Here is a 14999-nt window from a genome sequence, read left to right on the forward strand (position 1 = left end):
TTTTTTTGTATAAAAAATCCCGCAGGCCTCAGCACTGCGGGATAATAATTGTATTAGTTTTTATGGAATGGAGATTTAACAAATTTAGCAGGTACTTCTTTAGAACGGATCTTGATGACAAATTCTTTGTCTGCTTCATAGAAATCAGTATCGACTAAAGCGAAACCGATTGAACGTTTTGTCGTCGGCGACTGCGTACCGCTCGTCACGTAACCGACTCTATTGCCGTCGTTATCGAAGACCTCATAGTCAGTACGCGCAATCCCTTTTCCTGTTATTTCAAATGGAGACAGACGGCGCGGTGCACCGTTTTCTTTTTGCTCTTTTAAGACCGGCTGACCGATAAAATCACCTTTGTCCACTTTAACAGCAAATCCAATACGTGCTTCCAGCGGAGAAATTTCCGGTGTAAGATCCTGACCGTGAAGCGGCAGTCCTGCTTCTAAGCGAAGTGTATCGCGGGCACCGAGACCACATTCTACAGCACCATTATCTACAAACAATTTCCACAAATGAAGCGTGTCCTCAGGCTTGCAGTATAATTCGAATCCGTCTTCGCCTGTGTAGCCGCTTTGTGAGATGATAACGTCTTTACCGTCAACTTGAGCGTCTGTTACAAAATTAAACATTTTCAGTTCTGACAGATCAGTTTCAGTAAATTTCTGAACCAGTGCTCTAGCATTGGGTCCCTGAACAGCAAGCTGACCGTAATCTGCAGAAACATTTTCTACAACTGCATCATAGCCTTCGATTCCTTTTAGCCATTCGAAATCACCGTCTGTATTGCCGGCGTTCGGGATTAAAAGATAATCCTGATCAGCAAGTTTGTAAATCACAAGGTCATCGATGACGCCGCCTTTTTCATTAGCAATCGTCGTGTATTGAGCTTTGACATCAGTTAACTTAGTGACATCATTCGTAAGAGCATAGTTTAGAAATTCCTCAGCCTGATTGCCTGTAACGTGAATTTCTCCCATGTGGCTGACATCGAAAATACCGACATCTTCTCTGACTGCTGTGTGTTCTTCTTTGATGCTTGAGAATTGAACGGGCATTTCCCAGCCGCCGAAATCGACCAGTTTTGCACCGTTTTCATGGTAGTACTCATTTAAAGGTGTTCTTTTTAACTCACTCATTACAATTTCCTCCTCAAATAAATAAAACAGGACAGTGAATATTCGCTGTCCTGTTGAAATACTCTTCAGGATTACGTCGCAATACTGTCCTTTTGCCTGAGAGATTCACCGTTTAACGGCTTGCTCCTTCGGCGACGCTGCCAGCGTTCTCTCCAGTATTATTCACCCGTAACTGTCTTTTGAATCCGTATTCATTATACTCATAACATATTTCAAAGTGCAAGCCGAAAAGCCCGCGTTTTACTGCTGCTGTTTGCTAAAACTGATAATTGCTTCAGCTGTATTTTCTATCGGCTGAGCAGTGCTGATTTCTTTATCGGAAAGCGCTTGATATTTCTTCAGTCTGGATTGATAAAGATTCCTCACCGTTTCAATATCCTGATTGCCGAGCGGACGGTTGTCATCCGCCTGGATTCTTTCGTATAGATTTTCAAATGGTGCGTTTAAGAAGAAAACAGGCATTTCTTTTTGCGCTTGAAGCAGTTCGTATGACTTATCAAAAGTCACGACTCCGCCGCCTGTTGCGATGATTACATCTTTACTCAAAGTTTCTGACAGCGCCTGAAATTCATATTTTCTAAAGGCCGCCTCCCCTTCTTTGGCAAAAATCTCAGGAATAGTTTTATTGGCGATTACTGGAATCACTGCATCCAGATCAATCACTTGTTTATTAAGTTTTTTACCGAGTTCATGTGCGATCGTCGTTTTGCCGCACCCCATAAAGCCGATTAATATCATTATTTTCACCTAATTTATTATTTGATCAATTTTATTAATATAGATTTCTATTAAACTCATTCGGATATCCAAAATCAGCTGAAATCTACTATAGTAATGATAGTATACCCCGATTAAATATATAAGTAAAAAGTAGACTGATAAACTGAAAAACCCGTCATTTGTTAAAGGTGTATGTTTCATCAGCATCCCCTTTCAGCTTCAGTGTAATTAGACCGTTTGATTCATTTAGTATAAATGTATCGATATTAAACATCAGAGTGACGAAGCCGTCCCCGTCTATACTCTTTATAATCCGTCCGTTCTGATAGCGGTATGATACTTGCCCTCTGTCGGTTTTAAACTGTATCACAGATGCATTTGATATTTTAATGTCTGAAGAGGCGTCGTAAGTTTCCATAATATCCATAGTAAAAATATCCAGATCATAGTCATCATCTATCGGTTCGAGCGCTTGGAATACCGATAAAATTCCCGGCATCACAGCCATAATTAATGCTGCCGTCATAAGTGACAGCAGCATTTCCAAATAAGTGAAGCCGTCAGCTGCATATTTTTTTAAGTCTGTCCTCACATGCAATCCCCGCCTCTTTATAAATTAGTTTTGCAGCTGCTGTAAAATCTTCAGGCGAATCATAGCGGCCTGAGGCAATGTAAATTTCTCTTAAAGTGTTCAGGCGTTCAAGACTGGCCTCATTATTTTGCAAAATAAATATTAAACCGGGCAAGGTCAGTACAATAACAGTGAAAATCGACAGTGCGAGTATGCTGTCGATTAGCAAAAAACCATTATGATTCAATTCTAAAACGTCCTTTCAGTATTTGGAAAATAAATTTAACGCTGTCTTTATCACACGATAAATACACTGTGCCAAAAGCACTGGTATCACCGTTATTTCTATAAGTAAACTGCTTAAGTCCATAGTCTTCCAGCCGGCAGGCTGTTAAGCTGTAGTGAGAAACTAAGTGGCGTTCACGGTTTCGGACTTCAACTGTTTGTTTGTCGTAATTCATAAATACTGTAAATGACTGATTTTTAGCCAAGGCATTCATCTGTGCCCCCTGGTATAAGTAACTGAGGTTTTTAAGCTCATCTTCTGTGCTGCTGTGCCGGTATTCAGGTATATGCGGCACGGAAATTAAAATAATACTGCTGACTAAAAATAAAGTCAGCAGCATTTCAAGCATGGTAAATCCGCTATGATCTCGTCGCTTCGCCATTAGTAATCGTAATAGAATCTCCATTTTGACAGCTGACCTGATCAGCCGTTAAGTAATCCGGAACCAAATCTTGAATCGATGCAGGACCAGCACCTTCGTTTAGTGTATAGGCTTCGATTTGGCTCTGTACCATTCTGACCTGTGCTTCACAGCCGGTATCCTGTACGTTGCGGCTTTGAGCAGCGATATTCGGAATAATTAATATAATCAGCACAGAGATAACGAGCAGCACCAGCAGCATTTCGATTAATGTAAAACCGTCTTCTTCATTTCTAAGTTTGCGTTTAATAATTTCTCTCATAATATATTCCTCCTGAATTATTGGATGTTAGACATCATGTTAAATATCGGCAGAACGATCACTAAATACAGACAAACGATTAAAAGTCCGAGAATTAGAAATATGACCGGCTGAATTTTCTTCGTTAAATTCTCTATTTTGATTATTATATTTTCAAGAGAATATTCACTGTAGATGATTAATTCCTTGCCGACATCACTGTTGTACTCACCGTGGCTGACAAATACAGCCAGTCTCTGATCCAGCACATTCTGCTGTTCGATGGCTTCTGACAGCGATATTCCGGCCAGCAGTTTTTCTTCAAGCATGCGAGCTGTCATATTTAAATAACGGTTAATCGTCTGCGTTTTAAGCAGCATAATAATTTCTTTTACTTCGAGTCCGTTATTTAAAAAATAGCCGAACTCTCGCGAAAAGCGGTAGGTCACATAATATTTAAAATAAGTTCTGACAAGCGGGATGCTCAGCAGCATATGTGCAGCTCTCTTAGTATTTTTCATACGTGTGATCAGCAAAATCGTAACGCTGATAAGCATTATGATTATCAGCACACCGAGTGCCGTGTAAGGCAAATAGTTCAATATAAATGTCAATATATTGACGAGTGATGTTTTATCCGCCTGCATGGCACTGTATAAATCGTTAAACTGCGGAATGACCGTATAGTTTAACAGCACCAGCATAATGATAAAGATCGATACAAGCACCAGCGGATACTGCAATGTTTTAATCAGCTTCTGAACAGTTTTTCTGCGTGTGTTTAAATATTCTCCGGACTGTTCTAAATTGGTAATAATTTCTCCGTGAATTTCTGCAAATGATACCTGCATAATAATCGACTTTGAGAAGCCCAAACTTTTAAGTACAGCACTTAAAGCGGCACCTGAATTAATCAATGCGAGTGCAGCGGCTTTATCTTGTGCTTTGATGACTTCGTACTGCTCCGTTAAGAATATTAAGGCCTGCTGCATCGTAAAACCGTTCTTTAAAAGTGCGGCAAGTTTAATTAAAAAATGCGCATCATATTTGCCAAGCTTATTGGAAGGTCCGATTGTAATATTCAAATTCTTCATCGGTCAGTCCTCCTTCCTTATGCATATCGCTTAATTTATCTCCGATAGTTTTATAATTTGGATGATCACCGTTTAAATGCAGAGCGATCATTTCGGCATCTATATATTCATAGACGATAAAAGAGCCCTGCTCTGCATGAATCAGCCGCTGGTTGACGATCAAAGAAATACTTTCAGTCATTTCTTCTTTGAATAAACCGTAGTCTTTTAAACGGGTCAGCGTGCTTAAAGCACTTTTTGAGTGAAAGGTTGAAATAACTAAGTGGCCTGATAAGCTGGTTTTTAATAATTCCTCAGCAATAATTTTGTCCCTGATTTCTCCAAAGAGCACTATATCCGGGTCACAGCGCAAAACGCCGCGTATCAGCGGTCCATAACTTAAATTGGCTTTGTCATTTATTTCGGCCTGGACGACGTGATCAATGTCAAACTCAACGGGGTCCTCGATACTGATAATTTGCCGGGTCTGTTCAGCAGCAGTTTCGGCTGCCAGTCTGTACATGACAGTGCTTTTTCCTGAACCTGTAGGTCCTGTAAATAAAATAAGCCCTTGAGACAGCTTCATATACTCAAGTAAAAAGTCGTAATCCGACTGGTTATAAAAAAGTTCTGCAGACGTTTTTTCTGCACTGTTGTTCAGCAGTCTGATGACTACAATTTCTTTCATAATGGTCAGCGGAAGTGTACTGACACGGATATTGCACAACAATTTACCGATGTAAAAACTAGTCCGGCCGCTTTGCGGGATTTTGTGCTCGTTAATATCCAGTTCTGCAATGAACTTTAAATAGTTAATCAGCCGTTTCAGCATATCGGTTTCCAGCATGCGGACGGCTGCCATCTTTCCGCGAACACGTTTTCTAACCGATCCGCCGGTTTTTTCAAACGTAATATGAATATCGCTCGCTCCGCTGTCATATGCATCTTTAATAATTGATTCTGCTAACTGTTTCAAAAAAACACCTCCTACCCTATATATAGGCAAAAAGTGCGATTTCCTTTTAAAAAAGTCGTTCAAATACAAAAATAGTAAAACTGCTTAACTTTTTACACCAACTCATATAGTTTTGGAATTTAATTACAGCGAAATAAATGTAATTCCTATTTACATTGTTGAAAGTATTATCTATAATTAAAGCTAATGATATGTGAAAGTATTCAGGTGGGAGGATGTATCACATGGATAAAGTATTTAAAATGCTAGGATTCTGGACTGCAATGTTTGCAATTCTGTTCTACATCGGAGATATGGTTACAATGACTTTATTATTCGTTGCACAGACTGGCTTCTTTGTTTTACTGGGATATATGAAATTAACTGAAAGAATGTACATGTACGTATTCGCTGCATATTTAGTGATATTCTTTGTCGGCTTTACATACTACACAACATTCTTGCTCGAACCATCATTTGGGAATCAGCATTAATCAAAAAAGGCAGGAACATTTTATGTTCCTGCCTTTTTAATATGGAAATTACCGGACGTAAGGGTTATTTTCTTTTTCGTCACCGATTGTGGTCGGTATATTATGACCTGCGTATACAGTAGTTGCCGGATCCAGCTTAAATAATTTTTCTTTAATAGAATACATGAGTTCAGCTTCCGAACCGCCGTATAAGTCTGTGCGGCCGACACCCTTATTGAACAGCACGTCCCCTGATACGATAAAATCTTCGAATTTGTAAGATAAAGAGCCCGGTGAATGTCCGGGTGTATGAATGACATCGAATTTAAAGGCCCCTAGCGTGCACGGCCCTTCTTTTAAGGTATTTGGTCTCACAGAAGAAGTGATCTCCTCAGTGAATCGAATTGAGCCGTTTTTTGAGGTGTCTGTCAGCCAGTCCTTTTCTATATCTGACATATACACTTCTGCACCTGTAAAAGCCTGCACTTCATCCAAAGCGCCAAAATGATCGTAATGTGTATGAGTTAACAGGATAGCATCTACCGGCAGCCCGATATCTTTCAGTTTGCCGATAATTACTTTAGCTTCTGCTGAAGGATCGACAAGCAGAGCACTTTCTTTCGTACTGATAATGTAGCAGTTTGTTGATAATGCACCTAAAGGCAATCTTGTTATTTTCATTAATAATCACTCTCCAAAATGTTCTCGACAAAAGTATATATTAATTATACAATATTATTAAGTGATTGTTTAAAGAGAATGATTAGGGGGTCAACATAATGCCTTTCTTCGATACAGGAGATTTATTTACTATTGGCGGATTAACGATTAGAATCGGTGTTAATGCACTTGCTATTTTAATGGGTCTGGTAGCTGTTTTTGGAATCATCGGGCTATTAAACTCAATGAAAGCTAAAAACTTACTGGGTGCCGCTTTCAGTGCAATTACAGTACTGGTCTTTGGTCTTTGGGCACTGGCAACAATCTTCACATTCGGCTATCCGGATCTCGGTTAATTAAAAAATGAAATGTTAAAATCCCTTCCGTTATTTAAACGGAAGGGATTTTTTATTTACATATGATTTTTAGCAACTTCTATTTGCTGTTTTACTGATTCTGTGCCTGTCGATCCATAACTGACTCGTCTGTTAACAACAACTTTTGGAGATAAAATATTATAAATATCATCCTCAATAACTTCGCTGGCATCTTTAAATGCCTCCAGTGTCAGATCTTTTAAGTAGATACCCTGGTTAATGCATGTCAGTACCAGTTTTCCTACAATTTCATGGGAGTCTCTGAACGGAATACCTTTCGCTACTAAATAGTCGGCCAGTTCTGTTGCATTTGAAAAGTCTTCATTTACCGCTGCTTCAAGCACTGCTTCATTAATCGTTAATGTTTCAAGCATGCCGTTCATAATTTTAAGCGACCCTTTAATAGTCGTTAATGAATCGAACAGCCCCTCTTTATCTTCCTGCATATCTTTGTTGTAAGTTAGAGGCAGACCTTTTAATAACATCAGCATAGCCATTAAATGTCCGGATGTGCGGCCTGTTTTACCGCGGATTAATTCGGCCATATCCGGATTTTTCTTCTGGGGCATCATAGATGATCCCGTTGTAAATGCATCGCTTAATGTGACGAAATTCGCTTCATCTGTCGTCCAGAATATTAACTCTTCTGATAATCTTGATAAGTGAACCATAGACAGAGAAATGTTCGACAGTGTTTCAACGATATAATCTCTGTCGCTCACCGCATCCATGCTGTTGTGATATATGCCTTCAAAACCCAGGTCATCCTTAGTCTGGAAACGGTCGATGTTAAATGTCGTACCGCTGATTGCACCTGCACCTAATGGTGATAAATCAATACGCTTTAATGAATCGTTAAAACGGGATTTATCGCGCTCCAGCATCCAAAAGTAAGTCATAATATGATGTGAAAACAAAATTGGCTGAGCACGCTGCAAGTGTGTATAACCCGGCATAATGACATCGATATGTGCCTCGGCTAAATCGATGATGGTCTGCTGCAGCATTTCTGTCGCTTGTATGACTGCATTCACTTCTTTTTTAACAAATAAATGCATATCAGTCGCAACTTGGTCATTTCTGCTTCTGGCTGTATGGAGCTTGCCGCCGGCAGAACCGATTTTTTCAATCAGCGCTGCTTCAACGTTCATATGAATATCTTCACGAGAGACGCTGAATGTTAACTGACCTTTATTATAGTCCTCTAATATGCTTAGAAGGCCGGCTTTAATTTGACTGTATTCATCTTCAGAGATAATATTTTGTGCTGCCAGCATGCCAGCATGCGCTAGGCTGCCGTTAATATCTTCTTCGATTAAAACTTTATCAAAATGGATGGAAGCATTAAACTCTTCCACCCATGATATTGATTCTTCCTGGAACCTTCCGCCCCAAGCCTTTTTACTCATCCACAGCAACTCCCTGTTCAAGCATTGCTTTAACTTTAGTCGGCAGTCCGAAGATTTCGATGAAACCGACAGATGCTTCCTGGTTAAATGCATCTTCCTTAGTATATGTTGCCAATTTTTCATTATAAAGACTATTTTCTGATTTACGGCCGGTTACAGTAACATTCCCTTTGTACAGTTCTACACGCACCTCACCGTTAACCGGCTGCTGCATATCTTTTAATGTCGCTCTTAAAGTATCGGATAACGGTGTAAACCATAAGCCGTTATACACTTGTTCTGTATACTTCTGTTCAATAACCGGCTTGAAGTGTGCAATGTCTTTCGTCAAAGTAATGGTTTCAAGGTCGTGTTTAGCAGTTAAAATAACTTTAGCTGCAGGTGTTTCATATATTTCTCTCGATTTAATACCAACGAGTCTGTTTTCAACGTGGTCGATTCTGCCGATACCGTGCTTGCCAGCTACGTTATTTAAATGCAGAATCAATTCGTGCAGTTCATATTTTTGACCGTTAACAGCAACAGGCAGCCCTTTTTCGTAAGTAATTAAGAGCTCTTCAGCCTCATCCGGTGCATTTTTAACATTTGCTGTCAGATCATATGCATCTTCCGGCGGTGCTGCCCAAGGATCTTCGAGAATACCGCACTCGTTACTTCTGCCCCATAAGTTCTGGTCTACTGAATATGGTGAATCTAAATCGATTGGAATCGGAATATTGTGCTCTCTTGCATATTCGATTTCTTCTTCTCTTGACCATGTCCATTCACGAACCGGTGCGAGCACTTTTATTGTCGGGTCCAGTGATTTAATTGCCACTTCGAAACGCACCTGGTCGTTCCCTTTACCAGTACAGCCGTGTGCCACGTAATCTGCATGTGTTTCATGAGCAATTTCCACTAATTTTTTAGAAATCAGCGGACGGCTGAGTGCTGAAACAAGCGGATATTTTTCTTCATACATTGAGTTGCCGTAAATTGTATATGCAACAAAATCTTCTGCAAATTCTTTTTGTGTATTAATAATGTGACATTCGCTGGCACCCATTTTAAGTGCTTTATCATGTACCTGATCCAGATCTTTACCTTCACCGACATCGAGACATACAGCCACTACGTCGAATCCTTTATCGATAAACCACTGAATCGTTACGCTTGTGTCTAAACCGCCTGAATATGCTAAAACTACTTTTTTCTGTGCCATTTATGTCACCTCATAAGTTTATTTGTTTTCTTGATAATTAATATACTAACATCATAAACTTACATATTCAAGTATATTTATACATAATATTAATTTGCTTCGTCGACGAGGATCTGCAGCTCTTTATCTTCTATCGGAGAGTCAAGCTGATCTATGGCTTTATTCATATTTTCATAGTCCTGAACTTTTCTGTATTCCAGTATTTTTTCTATGGCTGCCAGTTCATTCGACGGGTCCATTTCATAGCTCTTATCCACATACTCCTGCCCTTTTTCTTCATTGCCGCTTTCACGGTATAATTCGCCGAGTATATAGTAGGTCATATCAGTTGCGACTTCTTTGTTAATTGAATTATTTACAACCTGCAATGCCTGGTCGTACTCTTCATTTTCATAATAGTACATTGCTTCATCATCCATGGGATGGATGGATGTTTGCTGGTTCATACCGTAATGGCTGAACATTGTAAACAAAATAAGTACAATTAAGGCGATAATTGTACATTTAATTTTAACTTTCCTAAAGTTGAAAATGACACCGAGCAGCAGTCCAATGATTAGTCCGCCGATATGTGCATAATGATTAATATTTGCCGTAAACATAGATAAGGCTGAAACTACTGCAAATACAACGATAATCTGGATTATTAATTTTACTTTGATTTTTCTAGTGAGTAATAAATACATAATAATTAATCCCAGCAGTCCGTATACAGCTCCGCTGGCACCGAGTGAAATACCCTCGGTAATAAAAACGAGCGAAAACAGGCTGGCAATCGTCCCTGATGCCAGATAAGTAATCAATAAGTGCCATGGTGTATAAATACCTTCCACGAATTTACCGAGTATATACAGGGCAAATATATTAACTAGAAAATGGCTGATACCGGCATGTAAGAAAGTGCTGGTGACGAGCCTGTAGTATTCACCTGATGATACCTCGTAGTGACTGACTGCTAATAGATTGGTCAGTTCATCTGTATGAAACAGATGAATAAAGATTAAGTTGATTAAGAGAACGATTGTATTTAAAGTAACGAGCAGAAGCGTCATCGGTGTAAACTTAATCATATATTTTTCAAAAGGATGACGGGACATCAGTCTGCGTTTATAAAAACTGTCATCTTTCGTTTTTTTATATTTCAGATCAATTTTGTAAAATGGATTTGAGATAATTTGTTCCAGATTTTTAACGGTGCGGTGATTCACCCGCAGCGTTTTTGATTTAAACTTCCTTGTAAACTTTTTATCTGTCAGATGATATAAATTTATCGTTTTAACTTTAAATCCTGCAGTACGGCTAAGGTTATCCTGAGAATCGAATATGTTATCAGTTATCGCTTCGAGCTCACTGTCAGTTAAGTCCAGGTCGATTAGACATAAGAGTGTTTTCTTTTTAATATCTTTTAGCCAGATAATTTCAGTCGAGCTGTCGTAGTGAAGAAAATCATAATTTGTATACTTTGCAACTTCAAAGGCTGCCTGCCATTTATTCTTCATTATCTCTCACTTCTTTTGTCCTTAAAATTTCTTTGTCTGTAATTAGAATGTCTACAGGCAGATCATGCGGCTGGACGATTGTTTCTCCCAGCTGCTCACTAAAAATTACAGAAGCAGTATCTCCTTTGAAAGTCGTTAAAAAGCGATCATAGAATCCGCCGCCGTAGCCAATACGGTAACCGTCAGTACTGAAAACCAGCCCAGGGACGATTAAAAGATCTACATTATTATTTACAGCTGCATCTGTATTTGGAATGGGTATACCCTTTTCATCACTGCCGACTTCGTCTCTCGAAGTCAGACGGTGAAAAGTCATAGACTTGTCATCATAGTGACACTGTGGTGAATACACTTCGATGTTAAGTTGAATCATTTCGTCAATTAACTTCCATGTATTATATTCTATTTTCATAGGCAGTACGATGCCGACGCTGCTGTACTCCTTATGTTTAATGAATTCTAAGGCGTTCGCTGTAATGCTGTTTTCAGCTTCTAATCTGTTGTCTTCAGATATTGACTTTAACACCTTGATCATATTCTGACGTATTTCTTTTTTAGTCATAAAAATTCCCCCCGCTAATATTTTTACGCATACAGTTATTCTATATGAATATAGAAAAAACCTCCAGAATAACTGGAGGCTTGATAGTTACTGATATTTATTCTTTTCGTATTGTTCACCCGTCTGGATGAAATATATGTGCTCAGCAATACTTTTAATGTGATCGCCGATACGTTCCAGATATTTTGCTGTCAGCTGTATTTGGCCGGTTAAAAATGCATCCGATTCTTCAAATATATCGGAAGTCGTAATTTGAACAAACACTGCATCGATATCCTGATCCCGCGTGATGATTTCATGAAGCAGATCAATATCCTTTTCTTTAAATGCTGTGTATACATCTTCCAGCATTAGTGAAGCCAGCCGCTCCATCGTTTTAAAACGGAGAAGCGTACGCTCATTTGTAATCTTAATGCGCTTTCTGACTTCGGCAATGTTGCCAATATTATCACCGATACGCTCGAGATCATCAGCGATTTTAATGCATGAAATAATCAGTCTTAAATCGCTGGCCACTGGTGCCTGTGTTGTAATTAAATTAATAGAATGTGCATTAATAGCTGCTTCCATCTTATTAATCTCAACATCAGCTTTAACTAAATTTCTGGCTTCTTCTATATCATCCGCAACTAGAATTTCAACAGCTCTGGCCAATCTTTTATGACATTCTTTACCAAGTTTAATACATTCGCTGATCAGTGATTCAAGTTCATCCTGGAACTTCTCACGATAGACAGTCATATTTTAACCGAATCTGCCGGAAACGTAATCTTCCGTACGTTTGTCAGAAGGGTTTTCAAAAATAACATTCGTATCATCTGATTCAACAACATAACCTTGGTAGAAGAAAGAAGTTCTGTCTGATACACGTGCAGCCTGCTGCATGTTGTGCGTTACGATAATAATGCTGTAGTCTTTTTTAAGTTCCTGCATTAAATCTTCAATTTTAGTCGTAGAAATCGGATCAAGTGCACTCGTCGGTTCATCCATTAGAATAACTTCGGGTTCAACAGCCAATGCACGTGCAATACAAATACGCTGTTGCTGTCCGCCTGATAATCCATATGCATTATCATTCAGACGATCTTTTACTTCGTCCCAGATTGAAGCGCTGCGCAATGATTTTTCTACTACTTCATCAAGAATAGATTTCTTTTTAATACCGTGTACACGAGGACCGTATGCAACATTGTCATAGATTGATTTAGGGAACGGGTTTGGTTTTTGGAAAACCATACCTACACGAGTTCTTAATTCTTCAACTGACATGCCGCTGTTGAAAATATCATCTCCGCGGAATTGGATTTCCCCTTCTGTACGAACAATTGGAACGAGTTCCGTCATACGGTTTAATGATTTAACAAAAGTTGATTTCCCGCAGCCTGATGGTCCAATAATTGCATTGATATCATTTTCATGGAAAGTCAGATTGATATCTTGAAGAGCGTGATTATCACCGTACCAGAGATTAAAGTTTTTAGACTGGAAAACAATCTCTTTGTCCTCCTGAATAATTGAATCTCTTTTATCATTTTGCGGCTGTGTATTTTCTTTTACTGTAGTTTTGACACTTTTTAGTTCTGCCATATATAAAACTCCTTTAATGATTAATATCTTTTAGAAAACTTATTACGTATGAAAATTGCGACTGAGTTCATTAGAAGCAGGATCACAAGCAGTACGATAATACCTGCGGCTGCAATATATTGGAACTCCTCAGCTGGCATTTTAACCCAGCTGTAAATCTGCATCGGCATTGCCTGGAATGAATCTAAAACACTTGTCGGTGTGACGAGCAGTGTCGTCGGCACCCCGATAACAACAAGCGGTGCTGTCTCACCAATTGCACGTGATAGTGCAAGAATAATACCAGTAATGATACCAGGTATTGCGGCAGGTAAAATGATTCTTGATACTGTCTGCCATTTAGTTGCGCCCATACCGACTGAGGCTTCTCGCACTGATTCAGGAACTGCACGAATCGCTTCCTGTGCTGAAACAACGATAACCGGGAGGATCATTAAAGCAAGTGTTAATCCTGCAGCAAGCACAGAGTTGCCAAGCGCAAGCGCTCTAACAAACATTGCGAGTCCTAAAAGACCGAATACTACGGATGGAACACCAGCAAGGTTAGAAATATTTATTTTAATGAAATCTGTAATTTTATTCTTTGGTGCATATTCTTCTAAATACAATGCTGTACCGACTGATAAAATAATTGCAACTGGTGCAGTAACAAGCATCAGCCAAAGTGATCCGATTATTGCTCCGAAAAAACCGGCATTTTCAGCTCTGCTCGAGTTGAAATTAGTCAGGAAGTCCATGTTCAGACGATCCCATCCATCCATCAGTGTATCTGCAATGAGAAGAATCAGTACTGCCAGTCCAAACATTGTACAAAGAAAGAATAACCATTTTAAAATCTGGTTTCTAGATTGTCTGCCGGGACGCTTTTTAGCGATAACATCTTTATCTATCAACGTCATGCTTAGTAATCCTCCTTGTATCTGTTAGTGAACCATGCTGCGATGATATTCATTAATAATGTCATTACGAATAATGCCATACCTACCGCAAACAGGCTGTAGTATAAGTTTGTACCGAATGCAGCGTCACCTGAAGTGATCTGAACGATAAATCCGGTCATCGTCTGCAGCGGCTCTGTCACATCGAAACTTGCGTTAGGAGTAGAACCTGCGGCAATAGATACGATCATTGTTTCACCAATTGCACGTGAGATCGCAAGTACAAATGAAGCGATAATACCTGAAAATGCAGCTGGGATAACTACTCTAATTGTTGTTTCAAGACGTGTAGCACCCATTCCTAATGAGCCTTCTCGCATTGAAGCCGGTACTGAACTCATTGCATCTTCACTAAGACTTGCAATCATAGGAATAATCATAATACCAACAACTATACCTGCTGATACTGCATTGTATAAACCAAAACCGCTGTATATTGATTGGAGGATCGGGTTTACAAAGTTAATTGCAAAGAACCCGTAAACTACGGTTGGAATACCTGCAAGTACTTCTAAAATAGGTTTAATAATACGTCTGACTTTTTCAGTTGCGTATTCACTTAAGTAAATGGCAGCACCTAGACCGATTGGCACAGCAATGATGACTGCTATTATTACAATTTTAAGCGTGCCCATAATAAGCGCCCATATTCCCCATTCACCATCACCTACGTACGGCTGCCAGGTTGCTGAAGTCAGGAATTCAGTAATTGGCACTCTGCTGAAAAACTCTAGTGATTCTGTAATAAGGGTTACTAAAATTCCAATTGTTGCAAGAACGGAAACCAAAGTAATTAATATTAAAATGACTGGAATAATTTTCTCGAACACATTGGATTTGTTTCGTGTATTTTTTACGATTTGATCTCTGATTTTATTATTGCTCATCAT

General features: G+C 39.2%; 19 protein-coding genes and 1 riboswitch. Of the genes, 2 read left to right on the forward strand and 17 right to left on the reverse strand.

Going from position 1 to position 14999, the window contains the following annotated elements; translation table 11 throughout:
* Nucleotides 1-53: 53 nt before the first annotated feature.
* From gcvT to IEU81_RS02420, 8 genes are all read right to left on the reverse strand, one after another.
* Nucleotides 54-1136: a glycine cleavage system aminomethyltransferase GcvT gene (gene gcvT / locus IEU81_RS02385; protein WP_092594576.1), complete on the reverse strand. Its 1083-nt coding sequence runs from the start codon at nucleotides 1134-1136 to the stop codon at nucleotides 54-56.
* Nucleotides 1137-1210: 74 nt separating this feature from the next.
* Nucleotides 1211-1302: riboswitch (glycine riboswitch) on the reverse strand.
* A 74-nt stretch (nucleotides 1303-1376) separates the two neighbouring features.
* Nucleotides 1377-1874 carry a shikimate kinase gene (locus IEU81_RS02390; RefSeq protein ID WP_209725794.1) on the reverse strand — a complete coding sequence of 166 codons (498 nt, stop codon included), beginning with the start codon at nucleotides 1872-1874 and terminating at the stop codon, nucleotides 1377-1379.
* A gap of 157 nt (nucleotides 1875-2031) precedes the next feature.
* Nucleotides 2032-2448 (reverse strand): competence type IV pilus minor pilin ComGF, encoded by a 417-nt coding sequence (locus IEU81_RS02395; protein WP_186090112.1) that lies wholly within the window; start codon nucleotides 2446-2448, stop codon nucleotides 2032-2034.
* Entirely contained in the window at nucleotides 2417-2674 is a 258-nt protein-coding gene (locus IEU81_RS02400) for a hypothetical protein (RefSeq protein WP_092594570.1), read from the reverse strand. Before IEU81_RS02400 ends, IEU81_RS02395 begins: the two co-directional genes overlap by 32 nt.
* Nucleotides 2664-3095: a competence type IV pilus minor pilin ComGD gene (gene comGD / locus IEU81_RS02405; RefSeq protein WP_186090113.1), complete on the reverse strand. Its 432-nt coding sequence runs from the start codon at nucleotides 3093-3095 to the stop codon at nucleotides 2664-2666. Before comGD ends, IEU81_RS02400 begins: the two co-directional genes overlap by 11 nt.
* Nucleotides 3073-3396 carry a competence type IV pilus major pilin ComGC gene (gene comGC, locus IEU81_RS02410; protein WP_092594566.1) on the reverse strand — a complete coding sequence of 108 codons (324 nt, stop codon included), beginning with the start codon at nucleotides 3394-3396 and terminating at the stop codon, nucleotides 3073-3075. Before comGC ends, comGD begins: the two co-directional genes overlap by 23 nt.
* A 17-nt stretch (nucleotides 3397-3413) precedes the next feature.
* Entirely contained in the window at nucleotides 3414-4469 is a 1056-nt protein-coding gene (gene comGB, locus IEU81_RS02415) for a competence type IV pilus assembly protein ComGB (protein ID WP_186090115.1), read from the reverse strand.
* A complete protein-coding gene (locus tag IEU81_RS02420; protein ID WP_186090117.1) occupies nucleotides 4432-5424 on the reverse strand; it encodes an ATPase, T2SS/T4P/T4SS family in 993 nt (330 codons plus the stop codon). Before IEU81_RS02420 ends, comGB begins: the two co-directional genes overlap by 38 nt.
* Before the next feature lie 224 nt (nucleotides 5425-5648).
* Here IEU81_RS02420 and IEU81_RS02425 point away from each other — a divergent pair, with 224 nt between their 5' ends.
* The gene (locus IEU81_RS02425; protein ID WP_186090119.1) at nucleotides 5649-5897 is read left to right on the forward strand and encodes a DUF2626 family protein; all 249 of its coding nucleotides are present in this window, start codon (nucleotides 5649-5651) and stop codon (nucleotides 5895-5897) included.
* A 48-nt stretch (nucleotides 5898-5945) separates the two neighbouring features.
* On the opposite strand, the gene IEU81_RS02430 is transcribed toward IEU81_RS02425, so the two are convergent.
* Complete coding sequence (locus tag IEU81_RS02430) at nucleotides 5946-6557, reverse strand: MBL fold metallo-hydrolase (RefSeq protein WP_092594558.1); 612 nt, start codon at nucleotides 6555-6557, stop codon at nucleotides 5946-5948.
* Between the two features lie 98 nt (nucleotides 6558-6655).
* On the opposite strand from IEU81_RS02430, the gene IEU81_RS02435 reads away from it, so the two are divergent.
* Nucleotides 6656-6892, forward strand: a complete 237-nt coding sequence (locus IEU81_RS02435; RefSeq protein ID WP_092594556.1) for a DUF2759 family protein — start codon at nucleotides 6656-6658, stop codon at nucleotides 6890-6892.
* Nucleotides 6893-6948: 56 nt separating this feature from the next.
* Here the strand turns inward: IEU81_RS02435 and argH are convergent, their stop codons facing one another.
* The 8 genes from argH to pstC form a co-directional block, all read right to left on the reverse strand.
* Nucleotides 6949-8322: an argininosuccinate lyase gene (gene argH / locus IEU81_RS02440; RefSeq protein WP_186090121.1), complete on the reverse strand. Its 1374-nt coding sequence runs from the start codon at nucleotides 8320-8322 to the stop codon at nucleotides 6949-6951.
* Nucleotides 8315-9523 (reverse strand): argininosuccinate synthase, encoded by a 1209-nt coding sequence (locus tag IEU81_RS02445; RefSeq protein ID WP_092594552.1) that lies wholly within the window; start codon nucleotides 9521-9523, stop codon nucleotides 8315-8317. Before IEU81_RS02445 ends, argH begins: the two co-directional genes overlap by 8 nt.
* 89 nt (nucleotides 9524-9612) lie before the next feature.
* Nucleotides 9613-11022 (reverse strand): rhomboid family protein, encoded by a 1410-nt coding sequence (locus IEU81_RS02450; RefSeq protein ID WP_186090122.1) that lies wholly within the window; start codon nucleotides 11020-11022, stop codon nucleotides 9613-9615.
* On the reverse strand, nucleotides 11012-11584 hold the full coding sequence (locus IEU81_RS02455; RefSeq protein ID WP_092594547.1) for a 5-formyltetrahydrofolate cyclo-ligase: 573 nt from the start codon (nucleotides 11582-11584) through the stop codon (nucleotides 11012-11014). The genes IEU81_RS02450 and IEU81_RS02455 overlap by 11 nt, the downstream gene beginning before the upstream one ends.
* Before the next feature lie 87 nt (nucleotides 11585-11671).
* Nucleotides 11672-12325 (reverse strand): phosphate signaling complex protein PhoU, encoded by a 654-nt coding sequence (gene phoU / locus IEU81_RS02460; protein ID WP_186090124.1) that lies wholly within the window; start codon nucleotides 12323-12325, stop codon nucleotides 11672-11674.
* A 3-nt stretch (nucleotides 12326-12328) separates the two neighbouring features.
* The gene (pstB, locus tag IEU81_RS02465; protein WP_186090126.1) at nucleotides 12329-13171 is read right to left on the reverse strand and encodes a phosphate ABC transporter ATP-binding protein PstB; all 843 of its coding nucleotides are present in this window, start codon (nucleotides 13169-13171) and stop codon (nucleotides 12329-12331) included.
* Between the two features lie 20 nt (nucleotides 13172-13191).
* The gene (pstA, locus tag IEU81_RS02470; RefSeq protein WP_186090127.1) at nucleotides 13192-14070 is read right to left on the reverse strand and encodes a phosphate ABC transporter permease PstA; all 879 of its coding nucleotides are present in this window, start codon (nucleotides 14068-14070) and stop codon (nucleotides 13192-13194) included.
* A 2-nt stretch (nucleotides 14071-14072) separates the two neighbouring features.
* Complete coding sequence (pstC, locus tag IEU81_RS02475) at nucleotides 14073-14999, reverse strand: phosphate ABC transporter permease subunit PstC (protein WP_092594539.1); 927 nt, start codon at nucleotides 14997-14999, stop codon at nucleotides 14073-14075.

It is taken from the genome of Jeotgalicoccus aerolatus (assembly GCF_014635205.1).
In the GTDB taxonomy this organism is placed as follows: domain Bacteria; phylum Bacillota; class Bacilli; order Staphylococcales; family Salinicoccaceae; genus Jeotgalicoccus; species Jeotgalicoccus aerolatus.